Below are 18,268 nucleotides of genomic sequence, written 5' to 3' on the forward strand. Positions count from 1 at the left end.
AGGAGCCCAGCATGATCAAGAACGGCACGCGACTGCAGAGCCAGGTGTGCGACACCCAGGTCATCGTCGTGCGCAGCGCCGACAGCCTCGACGACCTGCGCGCGGGCGGCGTCCCGATGGTGCCCCTGGATGCCGAGAAATCCGGCGACGTCCAGATCGACCCGGCATTCTCCGACGGCAACGCGATGGGCAAACGCTACGTCGATGACAACGGTGCCGAGGTTCTCGTGACGAAGGCCGGGGCTGGGACACTGAGCGTGGGTACCACTCCGCTGTCTCTCAAGGAAGCAAAACCGCTACCCGCGAGCGACTGATACCGTCCACTGCGTGAGGCCACGCCGCCTGCTCTTCCGGTACGCGGCAGGGCTCGCGTCTGCCTATCTGCTCACCGCCGCCGAGGTCATCCTCCTTGTCGCGTCGCTGGGCGGGCGCAGCGTGATCACGCCCGCCAACGTGATCATCACGGGCGTACTGCTCCTCGCGGGTACCGCGACGGTCGCTGCCAGTGCCGTGTACATCGTCCTTCCACCCCTGCGCTATCTGCGCGAGGGACGCCCCCCCACCGCCGCCGAACGACGGTGGACGTTGCAGATAATGCACCGCCAGTCCGCCGCCACGCTGACGCCGTGGGTCCTCAACGCCGCAGTCTTGGTTCCGATGAATCTGGGCGCCGGTCCCGAAGTGCTAGCGGTCATCGGGTCAGCGATGCTCTTCGGCGTGATCGCCACCGTGTGCACCGGCTTTCTGTTCACATTGCGGACGTTGCGACCCGTATTAGCGAGCGTCGCAACGGATTCGGCGCTGCCGAGGCTGATCGCGCCGGGCGTCCGGGCCCGGTTGATGCTGATGTGGACCGTGTGTACCGCGCTGCCGGGCGTAGCCATCGCAGCGCTGTTGGTCATGCGCAGCAGGGGATGGCTGATCGAGGACACGGCCGCTATTGAGTTGGCGCTGCTGGTGCTCGCGCTGGTCGCAGTCGTTCTCGGTCTTCGTTCTTTGATCCTTACCTCCATGTCGATCTCCGACCCCGTTCGAGAGGTCGTGCAGGCGATGGCCGAAGTGGAACGCGGCCATATCGACCGGTCGGTAGCGGTCTACGAGTGGTCCGAGATCGGTCATCTGCAACGCGGTTTCAACAGCATGGTGGCCGGGCTGCGCGAGCGGGAAAGACTGCGCGATCTGTTCGGCCGCCATGTCGGCGAGGATGTTGTGCGCCGGGCCGTGGAAGAAAACGAGTCATTGTCAGGCGACGAACGCGAGGTCGCGGTCTTGTTCATCGATCTGGTCGGCTCGACCAAGTTGGCGGCCACCCACGAGCCGGCCGAGGTTGCCGAACTCCTCAACGACTTCTTTCGTATCGTCGTCGCGGCGGTGGACGAGCGGCACGGCTTGATCAACAAATTTCAAGGCGATGCGGCGCTGGCGGTGTTCGGCGCTCCGCTGAGCATCGACGATCCGGCATCGGCGGCGCTGACGACCGCACGCACGCTCGTCACCGACCTGCAACGCCTGCAACTCGACTTCGGGATCGGTGTCTCGGTCGGCCCCGTGTTTGCAGGCAATATCGGCGCCGAGAACCGTTACGAATACACCGTCGTCGGGGACGCGGTCAACGAGGCGGCGCGGCTGGCCGACCGCGCCAAGGAATTCAACACGCGAGCGCTGTGCTCGGGCACCGCGCTCGAACGCGCCGGCGAGGCCGAGAGACGATGCTGGGCGCCGCAGGGGACGGAAACCCTACGGGGCCGATCCGTGCCCACGAGGATGTGGGCACCGGCCGCGGGCGCTGGTTAGAGACGCGGAGCGTCGCCGCATATCGCCGCGAAGGTTTTCCCGCCGGGTGCAGCGAAAACACGTATGCCACACAATCGATGCATGTCGACGGTGTCTTCGCCGGCCTCGCCGATGCGCGTGGGGTTGGCCAGCTTCATCGGAACAACGGTCGAGTTCTACGACTTCCTCATCTACGGCACGGCCGCCGCGTTGGTGTTCCCGAAGCTGTTCTTCCCGGCCGTGTCGCCGGCGACGGGACTGCTGTTGTCGTTCGCCACCTTTGGTGTCGGATTCATCGCCCGCCCCCTCGGCGGTGTGGTCTTCGGCCGTCGCGGCGGTGGTCGCTGTCGGGACCTACCCGATGTTCGGCGCGTTGTCCGATCGTTTGGGCCGAAAGCCCGTCTTCCTCGCGGGTGTGATCCTGATGGGCATATCGATCGGCCCGGCGTTCGCGTTGATCAACACGGGCAGCGCGCTGCTCTTCGGGGTCGCACTCCTATTGGTGTTCGGGCTCGCGATGGCACCGGCCGCCGGCGTCACCGGCTCGTTGTTCAGCCTGGCGTTCGACCCCGACGTGCGCTACAGCGGCGTCTCGATCGGCTACACGCTGTCGCAAGTGGTAGGTTCGGCATTCGCGCCCACGATCGCCACCGCTTTGTATTCCGCCACGAAATCCAGTAGCTCGATCATGGCGTATCTCGTTGCTGTTTCGGTGATCTCGGCTATATCGGCCTGTTTCCTACCGGGCGCGTGGAAGCGGTCGCCGACGGATCAACCGCGCGAACTCGACCGTCGAGCGGCGGACCGACTCCAGTTCGAGTGACACCAGCAGCGTATCGACCATCGCGAACGGCAGGGTGGTCACAATCCGACGACCTGCGCAGCGACGGTGTGCAGCACGTCGGGATCGAGTTTGTAGCGCATCAGCCGAACGCTATCGGCAGGCTGGTCGGTCCGCTCATACCGAGAAGCGGCTTCCACGGTGCCGGCCCGACCACACGTGGGTTCGACATGCGTCGCGCGATGATGACCAGCGCCTCGGCGAGTTCCCGCCGCGCGAGGTTGGCGCCCAGGCAGTAATGGACGCCGCCACCGAAGGTGAGGATGGGCGGCGGACCGCTACGGGTGATGTCGAAGCGGGTCGGGTCCGCGTAGATGGCCGGATCGCGGTTGGCCGCGTAGGTGTTGACAATGATGAATGTCCCTGCCGGGAAGGTGTATTCGCCGATGGTGACGTCATCGATGGCGCTGCGGACGGTGCTGCACATCGACGGTGAATGCCGCATCGTTTCTTCGACGGCGCACATCGCGAGGGCGGGTTCGTTGCGTAGAAGCTCCCACTGCTCGGGGTGCTCGCACAACACCTGCATCGACGCCGCGAGCTGACTTCGGGTGGTATCGGTGCCCGCGATCAGGATGCTGAACGCCAGCATGCGAAGCTCCCCGGCATTGAGTCGGTCACCGTCGTCTTCGGTTCGGATGAGCTCGGAGAGCAGATCGTCGGTGAGGTTCTCACGCCGGTGTGCGATCATCTCGTCGATGTAGCAGTCGAATTCGTCCCACGCCTTCAGGACAACCGTTTCTTCCTCGGCCAGATCGCAGTCGAAGCTGACGATCTTGAAGATGTCCTCGGCCCACCGGGAGAACCGTTGCCAATCCTGGCGGGGTGCGCCCAAGAGCGCGCAGATGACCGGGATCGGGTACGGCCTGGCGATGTCGTCGACGAACTCGCACCGGCCGCGGTCGGCGACCCGATCGATCAGTTCGTTGACCACGGTGCGGATGGTGGGGTCCATGCGCGCCGTTCCGCGCGGCGTGAACGCCTTCGACACCAACCCGCGCAATCGACGGTGCTCGTCGCCGTCCATGTTCAAGATGCTGCGGGTCACCCTGTCCCACAACTCCCCTGAGGTGATGCCGTGCGCGGACAGATGGATGCCCTGTGGGATTCCGAAGCGGGGGTCGCGCAGCACGGTCCTGGCCAGTTCGTAGGACAACACCTCGGGTCCGATGGGTCCGAGCGCGATCGGCGCCTCCCGCTGCGCTTGCCGAAACTCCGGATAGATCTCCTGGGGCGTCGCCGTGATGTCGTAGGACAGCGTCGGCAACCCGGCATCGAAGACGCTGGGCTTCGCCGCTCCGGAGGTCATTGCGTCGTCCCCGACCGGATCCGCAGGGGCAGGTCGCGCAGCGAGCAGGTCGCCGACGGCCACGCGATCTCGGGGAAATAGCCGGGAACGACGTCGAATTCCGGTATGCGCCTCAGCCATTCGGTCACAACGAGCCTCAGTTCCATCCGCGCCAGGTGTGCGCCCAAGCAGCGGTGAGGTCCGCCGCCGAAGCCCCAGTGCTTGTGCAGTTTGCCGTCCATCACCAGATCGTCGCCGGAGTGCGCGTCGCTTCCGTCGCGGTTGACCGCGCCGACACAGAGCCGAACTTGCGCTCCGGCGGGCAACATCACACCCGCGACGGTCACCGGCCGGGTGGTCACGCGCCCGAGCACCGGCGCCGCGGGCTCCAGCCGGATCACCTCCTCCACGAACGCGCCGACGTCGTCGGGGTTGTCCTTCAGGTGCCGGCGCAGGTCAGGGCGACGGGCCAGCTCCAGCATCGCGGCGCCGATCGATGCGGTGACGGTGTCCAGGCCCGCGAGGACGAACACGAGCGACATCCCGGTCGCTTCGGCGTCGGACAGCGCATCCTCACCGTGCAGCAGGTCGGACAGTATGCCTTCCCGTGGCGACTCCCGCTGTGTCCGAACGGCTTCGGTGAGGTAGCCGAAGAGCTCGGCCGCCGGGGTCAGGTCCACGCTGTCGGGGTCGGTCGCGAGGCTGACCGCGATGATCGCATCCTTCCACGCGATCAGGCGTTCGCGATCCTCGAGCGGAAGACCGAACAGCGTCAGAAACACCTGCGACGGATACGGGATCGCGAGATCGGCCATCACTTCGCACTCGGAACGGCCGGCGATCTCATCGATGATGTCGATCACCTGCGCCTGCAGCGACGGCAGCAGCCCGGAGAGCGTCTGCGGGCTGAAGTAGGGATGCAGAATCCGGCGGTAACGGGTGTGCTCGGGAGGATCGAAGCCGAGCGGCACCAGGGGCACCGGGCTGATCATGTCGTCGTAGTCGGTCCTCGACGAGAACGTCTCGGGATCCCGCAGTGCGGCAAGCACATCCTCGCGTCGGGTGAAGTAATACCAGCCCTCGCCGTGAAGCACCGAGCCCAGCTCGCGCAGTTTGGCCCAGCCGGCCCCTCGGTCCCGTGCCATGGGCAGATCCTCGTAACGGACCTGCGTCAACCCGAGTGCGTCGGTCATGACACGTTGGTGGCTAGGAATGTCAATGGAAGCCCCAGGACCGACAGGTCGATCTCGTCGAGATATGAACCCTCTCCCGAAAAACCTTGACGGAAGCGGGTGGTCGAGCCGTAGCGTTCGGCGATCGATTCCGCCGCCGAGGCGTCCGGCACCCGGAGCACGACCGTGTAGACACCGTCACCCTGGCGCTGGAGGAACTCGGTGACGTACGCCGCCACCGACGCCGTCGAGCCGGGGATCGGGCTGATCAGCTCGATCCCCCGGTTCCAGTCCAGATGGACGCGCACCCCGAGTTCGGTCAGTTCGGCTTCGTCGAATGTGAAGCCGAGATCGGTGAACAGCGACGCCATCGCGACCCGCCGTTCCGGCGCGACCGCGAACACGACGTGGTGCAACTGCAATGGGTCACCGGTCATCTGCGAACCAGTCCGCGCGGTCGGACCAGGCCAAGGTCCAAGTGGGTCAGCCAGCCGGGCGGGCCGTCGCAGACATCGGGGATGGCGTTGATGGGGCCCATCGCGGTCCAGGTATAACCCGGGTGAGTCATGGACCCGTCCGCCGCCACCAAGCCGTGCATCGTGAGTTCATTGGGCGGATCGCCCTCGATCGCGATGCGATAGCGGGTCCTGCCCCAGTCCCACGCGGGGTCGAGTTCGCCGGGGCCCGCGGTCACGTAGATGGCGTGATAGACGATCAACGGACTGCCGTCGACCCAAGCCGTCCACTCGTGGTGTTGTGCGGCAACGGTTCCGCGCGGGATGGCCCCCTGGTCGTGGGGAATGTCCTCGGTTGCCACGGCAGCCCTGACGTCGGCGGTCACGTCGTCAATGGTCACGCCGAGGCCGTCGGCGACCATGTGCATCGACTGGGCGAAGAACGGCACGCCGAGGCCGAGAATCGTCGGTTCCGACAGGAATTTGTCTTTGTCCTTGCCGAACCCCATCCAGTCGATGTGATCCATCGGTGCGTCGGTCAGCACATTGACGACTTCCCACACCTCGATCTTGTCGATCCTGCTGGCGACGCGGGCGAGCGTGAGCGGAAGGATGTCGCCGGCGAAGCCGGGGTGAATCCCGCCGGCATGGAACGACGCGCCGCCGTCCTGGCACGCGGCCCGGATCTTGTCGCCACCTTCGCGGAAATCGTCTGTCGGATGGAAGAAGCCGCTCGTGGTGACGACGTTCTTACCCGAGCGCAGCAGGCCGCAGACCGTGTCGATGTCCATGATCACCGGTGTGTAGAACACGCAGTCGGCGTCCAGGGCGGTGATCGACTCCACGTCATCGGTCGCGATCACCCCGGTCGGCGCTATGCCCGCGATCTCACCGGCGTCCCTTCCGACCTTGTCCTTGCTGTGCACCAGCACACCGACAAGCTCGAACACCGGACACTGGGCGAAATGTCGGACTCCGGCCCGGCCGACGTCGCCCGTCATCCACTGAATGACCCGGTAGGTCTTCTCAGACATCGAGGACTCCCCGCGGAAGTAGAAGCGGCAGATCGTTGTAGGTGGCGATGCCTGGCGGCGCCGCCACGACGGCCGGGATCGCGGTGATCGCGGGCATCGCGACGATCGACAGGCCCAGCATGATGTAGTCGTCCAACGTCTCACCGACGAAGTCGGCAGGCGGCAGAAAGCTCAGAGTCGTCTTGATCGTCGGTGTCCCAAGGATTTCGATGGTATAGCCCATGTCCAGTTCCCAGTCGGGGTCCAACGTCTGGCCCTTGCGCCACCGGCCGCGGATCTCGATGACCTCCTTGCCGCCGACGATCCCCTTCCAACCGACGTCGACTCCGGCGACACAGCCCTTTGCGATGGTCCAGTCACCCGGTAGATGAAGGTCTTCGGTGGTCTGGGCGTAGGCGACATCACAACACACGTCGTCGAGTTCGACGCCGAGCGCGTCGGCGATCAGCAGGACGCCGTCGCGGAAGATGGCCGAGCCCTGTTCGGTGATCTGCCTCAGATCGGGTCGATCGATGGGATAGCCGAAGCCCATGGGCTTTTCGGTGGCCGGTGAGTTGTAGATGGTCGTGTCGATGGCCTCCACGACCGACACCTTGTTCACGCGCTCCGACAACCCTGCCGAAACGATGGCGAACAACTGGATGAAGCCGGGGTTGATTCCGCTGCCGAAGATGGTTGACCCGCCCTGCCGGCATGCCTCGACGATGCGATCGCGGTCGACGCCGAAGAAGTGTCCGGTGATGAACTCCGATGTGGAGACCATGTTGATGCCCGCGTGCAGAATCCGCACCATCTCGTCCACATCGGCGAACATGGGGTTGTAGACAACGCAATCCGGCCTCAGCGCCAGCAGGGCGTCGACGTCGTCGGTCGCGGCCACCCCGAGCGGGTCGATGCCGCACAACTCCCCTACATCGCGACCGACCTTGTCCTTCGACCACGCATAGCACCCGACCAGTTCCAGCCCCGGATTGAGGGCGACCGCGCGGACCGATCGCCTGCCCACGTTCCCAGTCGTCCACTGGACGATTCGATACGTCATGCCGCCGACCGTTCGGCAGGGTCGAACGAAACGGGAAGCGAGCGGAAGCCGCGGGTAATCGAATTGCCCGTGAACAACGGTGGTTTCGCGGGGTCGAGGGTGAATTTCGGCATTCGGGTCAGCACCTGTTGCAAGCCCACCTGTAGTTCCAACCGGGCCAGGTTGGACCCCAGACACCGATGCACACCGGCGCCGAAACCCAGATGGCGGTTGTCCCGCCGGTCCAGGATGCATCGGTGCGCATCGACGAACGCCTCCTCGTCGCGGTTGGCCGAGGCGTAGTTCACGATGACCGCCTCGCCCGGGTGAAAGGTCCGACCGCCCAACTCGACTTCATCGGCGACCGTGCGGGGTATGCCGTGGATCGATCCACCGAAGCGGATGAACTCCTCCACCGCGCGCGGCAGCAGTTCGGGTTCGCCGATCAGCCGGTCCCGCTCGGCCGAGTGAGTCGCCAGATAGTGGAAGGACCACGACATCGCGCTGGCCGTCGTCTCCAGTCCGGCCTGGACAAGCAGCATGGCATTGGCCACCACGTCGTTGAACGGCAGCCGCTCCCCGTCGATCTCGGCGCCCAGTAGCACGTCGATCATGTCGTCGCGGGGCGGCGCGTCGGTGCGTGCGGTGACCGCGTCGTGGATGTGCTGATACAGCCCGCCCCAGGCGGGTGCCCGCTCCTCCTCAGTGGCGCCGTTGAGTGCGGTGTCGGTGAGTTCGATGCACAACGGGACGTCCTCGACCGGCATGCCCAGCACGTACTTGAAGAACACGATGCCCGGCTGACGCCACGCGACCTGCGCAAGGTCGCCGCGCCCGGTGGTGATGAAATCGTCGATCAGCCGGTCGGTCTCGTCGCGGATCTGGGGTCGTAGCGCCTTCATCCGCGCCGGCGAGAAGTAGGGGTTGAGCACCCTGCGGAACTTCTGCTGCCGGGGCGGGTCAAGCGTGATCACCAGGTCACCGCCGAACGCCTCGGTCGCGTCCGGAGTCGGATTGCTCGAGAAATGCTGCCAGTCCTGCAGGATCCGGTAGCACTCGGCGTAGCGCACCGCCACCCAGGCGCTGTTCGGCATGGTCGTGAGAAACGGGGTGCCGGTGTGGGTGAAAGGGGCTTCGCGTCGCATCGCCGCATACACGTCGTAGAGGAGGCTGTCGTCGTTGAAATCCTCGTCTCGAAGATCCCAGTTCTCCGCGTGTTCCTCCGGCGACTTGCGAGTCACGGAGCCGGAATCCCCTGCGCTTCAGCGGCTTGCCGTGCTTCGCGTTCTTCGTGGATGCGGACCAGTTCACGCCAGCCGATCCTGTTGTACTTGGGCACCGGTTGAATGCCCCATTCGTCTTGAGCGGTGTCCTTGCCCTCAGCACCCTCGGGGGGACCCAGTGGCGGGTACGGGACCTTGCATTCCAGCGTGTCATCGGAATAGCGGACCTTGAGCAGTTCGCTGCAGATCTCGGTGAGGCTGAGAGTGGGATAGCCGTAATAGACCGCCATGAAGGGCAACGTGAAGGCTCCCTCGATCACCAGCGCCACCAGGCAGACCAGCACTGCCCGCTTGATGTAGAGGTGCATCCGCGCGTAGTACGGCGTGGTGCCCGGTGGCAGATCATCCCCCGGTTCTTTTCCGGTGATCTCGGGTGTCGGCGAAGACGATGTCATGGCTGGGCTCCTTGAACCTGTTCAGTCGGAGAAGATTTCGCGGTTGACCGTGTGGAGATACGGAATGGCCAGGAAGGGCGTGATGTAGAAGATGTCGTAAAGCCACCATCCGATGACCGGGAAGACGACCCCGGCGTAGCGCACGTCGGCATACATCGTCATGTTGAACACGTACAGGCACCAGATGAGCACACCCATCCAGCAGGTGATGATCATCCACTGATGTCCCCACCGCTTCATCTGCAGGAAACCGATCGCCGCGGCGCATCGCATCGCGAAGACCGTCAGGATCATGCCGAACACCATGGACTTCTCGCCGGGCCCGGCCGCGCCCCCGACCCAAAGCTCGTTGTAGTGCCAGAAGTAACCGGCGTCGAACATCGCACCCCAGCCGACCATCAGCACCCGGTTGATCAGCGTGGTGTTGGCGACGAGGTCGAGTGCCCAGCCGAGGCTGTTGAGCATGCCGTCGATCAGGACGAGATATCCGATCAGGGTGACGATCATCGGCCGCATCGAGAGTCCGGCGCGCGCGGCCTGACGTTGCAGCCACACGCCACGCATGAAGATCGGAAATCCGATCAGGCCGGGCGCCCACATGCCCATCAGCGCTGCGCCGACGATCATCCACTTGTCGGCCCGGCGTTGGGCGAGCCGAGATTCCTCGTGGTGCTCCTCGAGGCTCACGGAACCATCCAGCGCGGCCGGCGTCTTGGAACGGCGGTTCAGCAGCGGCAGATTCACAACTCCCACCATCCGCGCGCGAACGACATGTAGAGCTGGATCGCGAACATCGTGAACAGGTAGCCGTAGATGACTATCTGCAGGATGATCAGCGCCTTCTTACGCTTGCGCTCTTTCTGATCCATATGGCGGACTCCTTCCTAACGGGAGGTGCTCGGGACGTCAGCGGCCAAGCTGGCCACGGCGACTTCACGCAATCCGTCGGTGATGGCACCGTCGGTGGACAGCGGTGCGAGGATGCAGGCTTCCGCGGCCTCGAGTTCTGTTGCGCCCGCGACGATCAGCCGCGCGGCCGTCACGAGCACGCGGGTCGACGGCGGTTCGAAGTGGAACGCCTCGTCGGCGGTACGGATCGCGGTGGCACACTGCACAAGCCGCGTCGCGGTCGTGGGGTCGACACCGGTCTCGGAGACGATGACCTCCGCTTCGCGCTCGGGTGCCAGGTACTTCATCGGCAGCGTGACGAAGCGTTGGCGGAAGGACGGTTTCAGTTCTTTGAGCGAACTGCGGTAGGCGGGGTTGTACGAGCAGACCAGCATGAAGGTGTCCGGCGCCCGAACCACCTCACCCGCGCGGTCGAGGTACAGCGCCCGGCGGTGGTCGGTCAGCGAGTGCAGGATCGCGAGCGAATCGTGGCGGGCCTCCACCACCTCGTCGAGGTAGCAGATCGCACCGTCCTTCACGGCCCGGGTGAGCGGTCCGTCGGTCCACACGACATCACCACCGGTGACCATGAACCGCCCGACCAGGTCGGAGCTCGTCAGGTCGTCATGGCAGCTGATCGTGACGACGGGCCGTCGCAGCAGGACTCCCATGTGCTCGACGAGGCGGGTCTTACCGCAGCCGGTCGGCCCGGTCAGCATCACGGGCAGGCGTTGCCGATACGCCTGCTCGAACAGCTGGATCTCGTCGGCGTTCGCGTAGTAATTCATGCGGCCACCAGTTCGCGATGGACATGGGCAAGCACGCGGGGCAGCTCCTCGACTCGTCGAATGCGTTGTGAACGGCGAGGTCCGAAGACCTCCGGCAGGGGATCGACCCGGGTGGGGCCGACGCCGACGTAGTAGACGCTCACGCCGGCATCGTTGGCCTCCTCGACGGCGTGTGCGGCGTCGGCCCAGGCGTAACGGCCTTCGTACCCTTCATCGGAGATGAGCCCGTCACCGATCACGATGAGCAGTCGGCGCTCGGATGGTTGCGCCAGCAGCCGGCTGGTCAGATGGCGCAGCGGTGCCCCCAGCCGGGTGTAGCCGCCGGTGGCCAGACCCAGGCGGCCGGGTGGCACGAATCTGCGGTCCTCGAAGTCCTTGAGGCAACTGACTTCGACGCGGTGACGCGTGTTGCCGGTGAACACGAAAATGCCGTGCCGCTCACGAGCCAGTGTCATCGCACGCGAAAGCGCGTCGGCGCAGGCGAGCTCCAGCTTGAAGATCCGGCCGCCGTGGACACCCAGCGACGAGCTGCCGTCCAGCAGAAGGGCCGTGGTGACGTCCCGGTTGCTGGGCAGCAGCTCGCGGAAGATGCGCGGTTCGATCGCCTCTCCGGTGGCCAGGTCGATGTAGTGATTGACGTACTGTTCGACATCGAGATCGGAGCCGTCTTCCAACCGGTTCTTCATCGCGCGATGGGTGTGCTCCTCGAACCACCTTCGCAGCTCGGCGGGTGCCGGTTCCGGCTCACGGGTGCGCGACGGATGCGCCCTCTCGAGCACGGCGACGTGGTCGCGCATGAAGCTCTTGGTCCACTGGTTCCACTCGGGATACGGGATGCCGGGCCGGTGCTCGGGCGTGATGTCGAGATCGTTGTCCTGCGGCCGACTGGGGGGCGGGAGGTTGGGGTTGCGGATCCCGCCGTCTCCGCCGACAGGAATCGAGTAGGGGCGTGGTAGCCGCTTCTCCGACGTAGTCCAGGGCATCCTGCCGAGCGTGCGGCGTAGCTTGTCCGACACACTCTGCGGAGCGGTGTACGCCAGCGGGAGCCGGCCGAACAGCGGATCGACACCGAGCGATTCTCCGGTGCGCGCCAGCGCAATCGCCCGATTCAACATCGAGGTCGCATCGAGGTCACCGTCGAGCGTCTCGAATTCGCCGAGCACACGCCGGAACTCGGGCAGTAGGCCGGGCCAGCGCTCGGAGACCCAGCCAAGTGCGACACCGGCTTCGACGACCGTCAGCGCGCGTAGTTCGCGTGCGGACAGTTCGCTCAACCGGAATCCGACGATCGAGTCTTTCGACGGCGAGCATTGCAGTGCAATCCCGCACGTGAGTGTTCTACGGGTCCAGCCGCGGCCGATCGGGTAGGGAACGTGAACGAAGTCCAGCGCCGCATTCAGGCCGAATGCCCGGTGCTCCCCCGTCACGAGACGAACGCCCTGCCGCCGTTGGCTACTCAAGGCCACAGCCGTCACCGCGCAGCTGCGCTCGACCGCCATCGCGTGTGAATCGGAAAGTTCAGTCATCGACTTCGGATTCGCTCAGAAGGTTCCGATGTTGGAGAACATCCAGTACCAAAACCAGATGATGAGACCGGTTCCGCCCCAGGCGGCGACATAGCGAAGTATCTCCCAGATCCAGTCCACGTATACGCCTCCTCGGAGCGGGTTACAGTCAGCGGAACTCGTGACGCCGTACGGGCGAGACGACCGGTCGGACCGACAGCGAGTCAATGATCACGGCGTCGACAGCGGTCAACACTCCTTGCGGGCCTGGTCCGCGCGCCGACAGTGCGCCCTGAGCGGTCATAGTAAGCCCTCTTTGTAATCCATGAGCTGACTCCAGTCAATGAGTTTAGTCAGTCTGAAAAAATCTCGCGATTGACCGTGTGTAGATAGGGGATCGCGAGGAATGGCGTGATGTAGAAGATGTCGTACAGCCACCACCCGACAACGGGGAAGATCGTGCCCGCGTATCGCACGTCGGCGTACATCGTCATGTTGAAGACGTACAGGCACCAGATGAGCACACCCATCCAGCAGGTGACGATCATCCATTGATGGCCCCACCGCTTCATCTGCAGGAAACCGATTCCGGCGGCGATCCGCATCGTGAAGACGGTGAGGATCATCCCGACCTCCATCGCCTTCTCCCCCGGTCCGGCGGCACCGCCGAGCCACAACTCGTTGTAGTGCCAGAAGTATCCGGCGTCGAACATTGCCCCCCAGCCGTTCAACAGGATTCGCGCGAGGATGGTGTGGTTGGCGACAAGGTCGAGCGCCCAGCCCACCGTGTTTATGGCCGCGTCGATGATCACCAGGTAGCCGATGAGCGTGACGATCATCGGGCGCACCGAGAGGCCCTCGCGCTGAGCCTTGCGCAGCAGCCATACCCCCCGCAGAAACAGCGGGAGACCGAAGATGCCGAGGGCGGCGGTACCGATGAGCAGGCTGCCGGAAATGAGCCACTTATCCGCCTGGCGCTGGGCCAGCCGGGAACGCTCCATGTGCTCGACGAGACCGCCGCCGGTGACGGGTTCTGTGCGCAGAGTCAAGGCACCCTCCTGAAAGTCGGCCTCCTGAGCATTGCAGGAAGACTGACCTCAGTCAACAATGTTAGCGGGCTTCGATGCCGCGCAAGGTCCTCGCCACATAGTCCTCGAGCATCGAGCTCTGCGTCGGCCACTCGTGCGTGGTCGTCAACAACGCATAGAGTCCGAGGAGGAAGAACACCGCGCTGTTCACCGGGTTGACGTCCGGCGCGACCCGTCCCGATCTCTGCGCGCGCTCGATGTCCTGGGCGAGCCTGACGATGACCGGATGCTCATTGCTTTCGTCAGCAGGGCGGGTCTGCGAGAAATGCAGGGCGAGAAAGTCTTTGAACAAGATGGCGCCAAGACGGCGTTCCAGCCCAAGTACCAGTCGAACGGCCTCCTGCAGCACAGACGACAGGCTGCGGGCGGAATCGGCGTACCGACCGAGCTGCTTGGCGATGCGCTCCTCTTCACGCCGCTCCAGCTCGAGCAACACGTGTTGCTTCGTGGGAAAGTGGAAGAAGAAGGTGCCGTGCGCGACTCCCGCAGCGTCGACGATGGCGCCCACGTCCGCCTCGGCCATCCCCGACCGCTTGAACTCGGCAATGGCGGCACCCATGAGCCGCTCGCGGGTCTGCAGGCGTTTGGCCTCTCGCGCTGAGGGTTTGTCCACGACTGCCATGCCCCGACGATAGCAACACCGATCAGGTATTGACATGTGTGATTGACTGCAGTCAATTCAGAGAGGAGTCCGGATGGCGCTGGAACAGTTCAATCTCGACGGACAGGTGGCCATCGTCACCGGAGCCGGCAAGGGCGTCGGACAGGGCATCGCCAGGGTTCTTGCGGAAGCGGGTGCGACGGTCGTCGGCACCGCACGCACCGAGGCCGACATCGTGGGGACCATCGAAGGCATCGAGGGCAACGGCGGTAAGGGTCTGGCTCTCGTCGCCGACGCGATGAGCCGCTCCGACGGCGAACGCGTGGTGAGCACCACGATGGAACGCTTCGGTCGAATCGACATCCTCGTCAACAACGTGGGCGGGTCCACCTACGCACGATTTCTCGACATCACCGACGAAGACTTCCGGTTGACGTTCGACTGGTGCGTCACCTCCGCGTTCATCATGAGTCAACTGTGCGCACCCCATATGATCGAGGCGGGCCACGGCTCGATCGTCAACATCTCATCGGGCTCAGCGCGTTTCGGCATCAGAGCGCTGGCCGCCTACTGTACCGCCAAGGGCGCGCTGGAAGCTCTGACGCGCGCCATGGCGCAGGAACTCGCACCCAAGATCCGGGTCAATGCGATCGCGCTGGGCTCGTTCGCCACCGACGGACTGCAGAGCAGCTTGGATCTGATGCCGGGCTCGCTAGAGAAGATGCTGGAGGCGACGCCGCTGCATCGGCTCGGCAGCGTCGAGGACCTCGGCCGGCTGTGCGTCTACCTGGCGACCCGTGACTGCTACGCGACGAACGCGATCTTCCACGTCGACGGCGGCATCGACTCGAACAATTCGCCCCTGCCGATCCCCGATTACTGATAGGAACGGTCGCGAGATGCGCAGAGTAGTCCAGTTTTCCACCGGCAACGTCGGGCAGCACTCGTTGCGGGCGCTCATCGGGCGTCCCGATCTGGAACTTGTCGGGGTGCACGCCGCCAACCCCGACAAGGTCGGCCGGGACGCCGCCGAATTGTGCGGACTGAGCGATCCCACCGGCGTCACCGCCACCGACGACATCGATGCGCTGATCGCGCTGAAGCCGGATTGTGTCGTCTACACCGCGCTGGGTGAGACGCGGCCCATGGAGGCGATCGAGGAGATGTCGAGGTTCCTCGCCGCCGGGATCAACGTGGTCGGCACATCGATGGTGTGGCTGGTGACACCTCGTCAGATCGACGACTGGCTGCGGGTACCGCTGGAAGAAGCTTGTGCAGAGGGCGATTCGTCGCTCTACGTCAACGGCATCGATCCGGGATACTCCGGCGACACCGCGGTACTGGCCGCGTTGAGCCTGGTGACCCGCGCGGAGTCGGTCACCGTGCAGGAGGTCTTCGACTACGGCAACTACGGCGACTACGAGTACACCGGCACCGCAATGGGATTCGGTAGCAAGCCGGGCGACGAGCCGGCGATGGCGTTTCTACCGGGCGTCGTCACGACGATGTTCGGCGGGCTGGTGCGCAACATCGCGGCCCACCTCGCCGTCGAACTCGACGATGTCACCGAGCGTTTCGAGCCGTGGTACACCGACCGGCGCATCGAGTGCAAGATGATGACCGTCGAACCCGGCGGACTGGCGGGTGTGCGCTTCGCGGCAGAGGGATTTCGGCGCGGCGCGCCCCTCATCACGGTGGAGCACACCACCCGGCTCACACCCGCGGCCGCGCCGGACTGGGAGTACCCACCCGAGGGGCACTCCGGCGTGCACAAGGTGATCGTGGAAGGCGAGCCGCGCATCGAAGTGAATACGCTGCTCTCTCACCCGGTGCTCGATGTCACCGAGGCCGGATGCGTTTCGACCGCGGCCCGCGTCGTCAACGTCATCGACTGGGTGTGCCGGGCGCCGCGGGGAATCATCGCCGTGGAAGACATCCCCCCGGCCGAAATGGTTCGCGGGCTGGTGTGGTGAGCCCCCGCGCCGTCACGCTTTGGCGAGCTGCTTCTGTTCGTAGAGCCGCGCCCATTCCTTGCGCGGCCGGATCGACACGTCGACGTCGGTCGCCTTGGCGCGCAATGCACCCGAGGTTGCCTGCTCCTTCGGTGTGAGCTTGAACGGATCCCAGCTGAAGAACCGGCAGGAGTTCTCCCAGGTGATCTTGTTGATGTCGGAATCCGAGGCGCCGGCCGCGTTGAGTTCGGCGAGCACCTGCTCGGGCGCGTCGGGCCAGAAGCAGTCGGAGTGTGGATAGTCGCATTCCCACGCGATGATGTCGATGCCGATCTCGTGACGCAGCTTCAGCGACGTCTTGTCGGTGACGTAGCAGGCCAACGAGTGCTCGCGGAACACCTCGGATGGCAACTTGTCCCCGAAGTCACGTCGCAGCCACTTCTGGTTCGTGTAGTGGCGGTCGCTGCGGTCCAAGTAGAACGGGATCCATCCGATACCACCTTCGGAGAAGGCGAATTTCAGGTCCGGATAGTTGCGCATCGCCGGACCCCACAACAGATCCTGCGCGCACATCGCCGACACCTGGGTGGCAAGGATGATGAGGTTGTCGATCGGGGCGTTGGGCGCCATGCTGATCGCGCCGAATCCGGTACCGATGTGCAGGCACATCACCACGTTCTCGTCGGACAGGGTCCGAAACACGGGTCCCCAGTAATCGTCGTCGTGATAGCTCGGAAGTCCCTCCAAATGGGGAAGTTCCGGCATCGTGACCGCACGGCAGCCCTTCGCGGCAACGCGCCGGATCTCGGCACACATGGCCTCCGGGTTCCACGTCGGCAGGATCGCGATCGGGATGAAGCGGTCCGGGTAGGACCCCGCCCAGTCGTCGATGTGCCAGTCGTTGTAAGCCGACACCATCACCAGCGTGGTCTCTTCGCGGTGCATGTTGAGGTGCCGCGCCGAGAAGCCGGTGAACGTGGGGAAGCACATCGACGCGAGGATGCCGTTGCGGTTCATGTCACGCACCCGCTCGTTGACGTCGTAGACGCCGGGACGCATTTCGGCGAAGCCGGCGGGGTCGCGTCCCCACTCCTCGGCCGGCCATGACACCACGGCGTTCAACCCGCTGACGCCTTGCGGACGACCCTGATACATCCATTGGTCCACACCTTTGTCGTCGGTGACCACGATCGGCGCCTCGTCTCTGTACTTGGCGGGGACATGCCGAAGGAACATGTCCGGCGGCTCCACAACGTGGTCATCGATGCTCACCAGGATCAGGTCGTCAACGTTCATACCCCAGTAGTACCGTGTAGCACCGTGACCGTCTCTGCGCTATCGGACAGAGGTTTGACCCGTCCGGCCACGTTGGCCGGGGGTGCGTCCCGGCGCGTCATCGATCTCCGGCAAGGCGGTCGAGCGCTGGGTGGCAGTTACCTGTACGAGGGTGACGCGCTGATCACCGGCTGGCACTCGCACGATGTGCATCAAATCGAGTACGCGCTCGGCGGGGTGGTCGAGGTGGAAACCGACTCGGCGCACTACCTGCTGCCGCCGCAGCAAGCCGCGTGGATCCCCGTCGGGCTCGAACATCAGGCCACCATGAACCCCGACGTCCGGACCGTCGCGGTGATGTTCGACCCCGAGTTGATCCCGCAGGCGGGTGACCGTGCGCGCATACTCGCGGTGTCCCCCCTGATTCGCGAGATGATGATCTACGCGCTGCGCTGGCCCATCGACCGCGCCGAAGGCGACGAGATTTCCGACGCGTTCTTCCGCACCCTCGCCAACCTGGTGGCCGAGGCGCTCGACCACGAGGCGCCGTTGAGCCTGCCCAGTTCCGAACACCCCATCGTCGCCGCCGCGATGGCCTACACCCAGGAACATCTCGACGGGGTCAGCGCCGACGAGGTGAGCCGGGCCGTTTCGGTGTCGGAGCGGACGCTGCGACGCCTGTTCCAGGATTCGGTCGGATTGTCCTGGCGCACATACCTTCTGCACGCCAGGATGCTCAAGGCCATGGCGTTGCTCGCAGCCCCGGGTCAGTCGGTGCAGGAGACGTCGTCTGCCGTCGGGTTCGACAACCTCAGCTCTTTCAGCCGGGCCTTCACGCAATTCTGCGGAGAGACGCCGACGAGCTACCGCAAGCGGGTCGGCGGCACATCGCTGTGATACGGCGAAGCT

The 18,268-nt window shown here is 64.8% G+C and carries 19 protein-coding genes and 1 pseudogene; 6 read left to right on the plus strand and 14 right to left on the minus strand.

Annotated features, from left to right (window positions below; genetic code table 11):
• Positions 1 to 11: 11 nt before the first annotated feature.
• The 3 genes and pseudogenes from AU193_RS22305 to AU193_RS22315 form a co-directional block, all read left to right on the plus strand.
• On the plus strand, positions 12 to 314 hold the full coding sequence (locus AU193_RS22305) for a hypothetical protein (protein ID WP_064424559.1): 303 nt from the start codon (positions 12 to 14) through the stop codon (positions 312 to 314).
• A 13-nt stretch (positions 315 to 327) separates the two neighbouring features.
• Positions 328 to 1,794 carry an adenylate/guanylate cyclase domain-containing protein gene (locus AU193_RS22310; protein ID WP_064424560.1) on the plus strand — a complete coding sequence of 489 codons (1,467 nt, stop codon included), beginning with the start codon at positions 328 to 330 and terminating at the stop codon, positions 1,792 to 1,794.
• Between the two features lie 111 nt (positions 1,795 to 1,905).
• Positions 1,906 to 2,533: pseudogene (locus AU193_RS22315) on the plus strand (hypothetical protein); the annotation flags it as partial.
• A 163-nt stretch (positions 2,534 to 2,696) separates the two neighbouring features.
• Here the strand turns inward: AU193_RS22315 and AU193_RS22320 are convergent.
• The 13 genes from AU193_RS22320 to AU193_RS22375 all read right to left on the minus strand — a co-directional run bounded on the left by AU193_RS22320 (position 2,697) and on the right by AU193_RS22375 (position 14,153).
• Positions 2,697 to 3,923, minus strand: coding sequence for a cytochrome P450 (locus tag AU193_RS22320; RefSeq protein WP_064424625.1), 1,227 nt, complete (start codon positions 3,921 to 3,923; stop codon positions 2,697 to 2,699).
• Positions 3,920 to 5,095 carry a cytochrome P450 gene (locus AU193_RS22325; RefSeq protein ID WP_064424562.1) on the minus strand — a complete coding sequence of 392 codons (1,176 nt, stop codon included), beginning with the start codon at positions 5,093 to 5,095 and terminating at the stop codon, positions 3,920 to 3,922. The genes AU193_RS22320 and AU193_RS22325 overlap by 4 nt, the downstream gene beginning before the upstream one ends.
• The gene (locus AU193_RS22330) at positions 5,092 to 5,511 is read right to left on the minus strand and encodes a hypothetical protein (protein WP_064424563.1); all 420 of its coding nucleotides are present in this window, start codon (positions 5,509 to 5,511) and stop codon (positions 5,092 to 5,094) included. The genes AU193_RS22325 and AU193_RS22330 overlap by 4 nt, the downstream gene beginning before the upstream one ends.
• Complete coding sequence (locus tag AU193_RS22335; protein ID WP_064424564.1) at positions 5,508 to 6,563, minus strand: hypothetical protein; 1,056 nt, start codon at positions 6,561 to 6,563, stop codon at positions 5,508 to 5,510. Before AU193_RS22335 ends, AU193_RS22330 begins: the two co-directional genes overlap by 4 nt.
• Positions 6,556 to 7,605, minus strand: coding sequence for a dihydrodipicolinate reductase (locus AU193_RS22340; RefSeq protein WP_064424565.1), 1,050 nt, complete (start codon positions 7,603 to 7,605; stop codon positions 6,556 to 6,558). The genes AU193_RS22335 and AU193_RS22340 overlap by 8 nt, the downstream gene beginning before the upstream one ends.
• The gene (locus tag AU193_RS22345) at positions 7,602 to 8,825 is read right to left on the minus strand and encodes a cytochrome P450 (protein ID WP_064424566.1); all 1,224 of its coding nucleotides are present in this window, start codon (positions 8,823 to 8,825) and stop codon (positions 7,602 to 7,604) included. The genes AU193_RS22340 and AU193_RS22345 overlap by 4 nt, the downstream gene beginning before the upstream one ends.
• Positions 8,822 to 9,262 carry a hypothetical protein gene (locus AU193_RS22350; RefSeq protein ID WP_064424567.1) on the minus strand — a complete coding sequence of 147 codons (441 nt, stop codon included), beginning with the start codon at positions 9,260 to 9,262 and terminating at the stop codon, positions 8,822 to 8,824. The genes AU193_RS22345 and AU193_RS22350 overlap by 4 nt, the downstream gene beginning before the upstream one ends.
• Positions 9,263 to 9,283: 21 nt before the next feature.
• Positions 9,284 to 10,006 carry a hypothetical protein gene (locus AU193_RS22355; RefSeq protein WP_064424568.1) on the minus strand — a complete coding sequence of 241 codons (723 nt, stop codon included), beginning with the start codon at positions 10,004 to 10,006 and terminating at the stop codon, positions 9,284 to 9,286.
• Entirely contained in the window at positions 10,003 to 10,131 is a 129-nt protein-coding gene (locus AU193_RS23740; RefSeq protein ID WP_256364342.1) for a hypothetical protein, read from the minus strand. Before AU193_RS23740 ends, AU193_RS22355 begins: the two co-directional genes overlap by 4 nt.
• 15 nt (positions 10,132 to 10,146) lie before the next feature.
• Entirely contained in the window at positions 10,147 to 10,938 is a 792-nt protein-coding gene (locus AU193_RS22360; protein ID WP_064424569.1) for a CbbQ/NirQ/NorQ/GpvN family protein, read from the minus strand.
• Complete coding sequence (locus AU193_RS22365) at positions 10,935 to 12,464, minus strand: nitric oxide reductase activation protein NorD (RefSeq protein WP_064424570.1); 1,530 nt, start codon at positions 12,462 to 12,464, stop codon at positions 10,935 to 10,937. Before AU193_RS22365 ends, AU193_RS22360 begins: the two co-directional genes overlap by 4 nt.
• A gap of 332 nt (positions 12,465 to 12,796) precedes the next feature.
• Positions 12,797 to 13,444 (minus strand): hypothetical protein, encoded by a 648-nt coding sequence (locus AU193_RS22370; protein ID WP_253868023.1) that lies wholly within the window; start codon positions 13,442 to 13,444, stop codon positions 12,797 to 12,799.
• 109 nt (positions 13,445 to 13,553) lie between these two features.
• Positions 13,554 to 14,153, minus strand: coding sequence for a TetR/AcrR family transcriptional regulator (locus tag AU193_RS22375; RefSeq protein ID WP_064424572.1), 600 nt, complete (start codon positions 14,151 to 14,153; stop codon positions 13,554 to 13,556).
• Between the two features lie 73 nt (positions 14,154 to 14,226).
• Between AU193_RS22375 and AU193_RS22380 the strand changes: the two genes are divergently transcribed.
• A complete protein-coding gene (locus AU193_RS22380) occupies positions 14,227 to 15,015 on the plus strand; it encodes an SDR family NAD(P)-dependent oxidoreductase (protein WP_064424573.1) in 789 nt (262 codons plus the stop codon).
• Positions 15,016 to 15,031: 16 nt separating this feature from the next.
• Positions 15,032 to 16,105, plus strand: coding sequence for a hypothetical protein (locus tag AU193_RS22385; RefSeq protein ID WP_064424574.1), 1,074 nt, complete (start codon positions 15,032 to 15,034; stop codon positions 16,103 to 16,105).
• 12 nt (positions 16,106 to 16,117) lie between these two features.
• On the opposite strand, the gene AU193_RS22390 is transcribed toward AU193_RS22385, so the two are convergent.
• On the minus strand, positions 16,118 to 17,380 hold the full coding sequence (locus AU193_RS22390) for an amidohydrolase family protein (RefSeq protein WP_064424575.1): 1,263 nt from the start codon (positions 17,378 to 17,380) through the stop codon (positions 16,118 to 16,120).
• Between the two features lie 24 nt (positions 17,381 to 17,404).
• On the opposite strand from AU193_RS22390, the gene AU193_RS22395 reads away from it, so the two are divergent.
• Entirely contained in the window at positions 17,405 to 18,256 is an 852-nt protein-coding gene (locus AU193_RS22395) for a helix-turn-helix domain-containing protein (protein ID WP_064424576.1), read from the plus strand.
• Positions 18,257 to 18,268 lie beyond the last annotated feature (12 nt).

The organism is Mycobacterium sp. GA-1285, from assembly GCF_001499905.1.
Lineage (GTDB): Bacteria > Actinomycetota > Actinomycetes > Mycobacteriales > Mycobacteriaceae > Mycobacterium.

Bases quoted from the DNA above. Each gene is read 5' to 3' on its own strand.
- AU193_RS22305 (WP_064424559.1), top strand. From the start codon at position 12: ATGATCAAGAACGGCACGCGACTGCAGAGCCAGGTGTGCGACACCCAG.
- AU193_RS22320 (WP_064424625.1), bottom strand. From the start codon at position 3,923: ATGACCTCCGGAGCGGCGAAGCCCAGCGTCTTCGATGCCGGGTTGCCG.
- AU193_RS22325 (WP_064424562.1), bottom strand. From the start codon at position 5,095: ATGACCGACGCACTCGGGTTGACGCAGGTCCGTTACGAGGATCTGCCC.
- AU193_RS22330 (WP_064424563.1), bottom strand. From the start codon at position 5,511: ATGACCGGTGACCCATTGCAGTTGCACCACGTCGTGTTCGCGGTCGCG.
- AU193_RS22335 (WP_064424564.1), bottom strand. From the start codon at position 6,563: ATGTCTGAGAAGACCTACCGGGTCATTCAGTGGATGACGGGCGACGTC.
- AU193_RS22340 (WP_064424565.1), bottom strand. From the start codon at position 7,605: ATGACGTATCGAATCGTCCAGTGGACGACTGGGAACGTGGGCAGGCGA.
- AU193_RS22350 (WP_064424567.1), bottom strand. From the start codon at position 9,262: ATGACATCGTCTTCGCCGACACCCGAGATCACCGGAAAAGAACCGGGG.
- AU193_RS23740 (WP_256364342.1), bottom strand. From the start codon at position 10,131: ATGGATCAGAAAGAGCGCAAGCGTAAGAAGGCGCTGATCATCCTGCAG.
- AU193_RS22360 (WP_064424569.1), bottom strand. From the start codon at position 10,938: ATGAATTACTACGCGAACGCCGACGAGATCCAGCTGTTCGAGCAGGCG.
- AU193_RS22365 (WP_064424570.1), bottom strand. From the start codon at position 12,464: ATGACTGAACTTTCCGATTCACACGCGATGGCGGTCGAGCGCAGCTGC.
- AU193_RS22370 (WP_253868023.1), bottom strand. From the start codon at position 13,444: ATGGAGCGTTCCCGGCTGGCCCAGCGCCAGGCGGATAAGTGGCTCATT.
- AU193_RS22375 (WP_064424572.1), bottom strand. From the start codon at position 14,153: ATGGCAGTCGTGGACAAACCCTCAGCGCGAGAGGCCAAACGCCTGCAG.
- AU193_RS22380 (WP_064424573.1), top strand. From the start codon at position 14,227: ATGGCGCTGGAACAGTTCAATCTCGACGGACAGGTGGCCATCGTCACC.
- AU193_RS22385 (WP_064424574.1), top strand. From the start codon at position 15,032: ATGCGCAGAGTAGTCCAGTTTTCCACCGGCAACGTCGGGCAGCACTCG.
- AU193_RS22390 (WP_064424575.1), bottom strand. From the start codon at position 17,380: ATGAACGTTGACGACCTGATCCTGGTGAGCATCGATGACCACGTTGTG.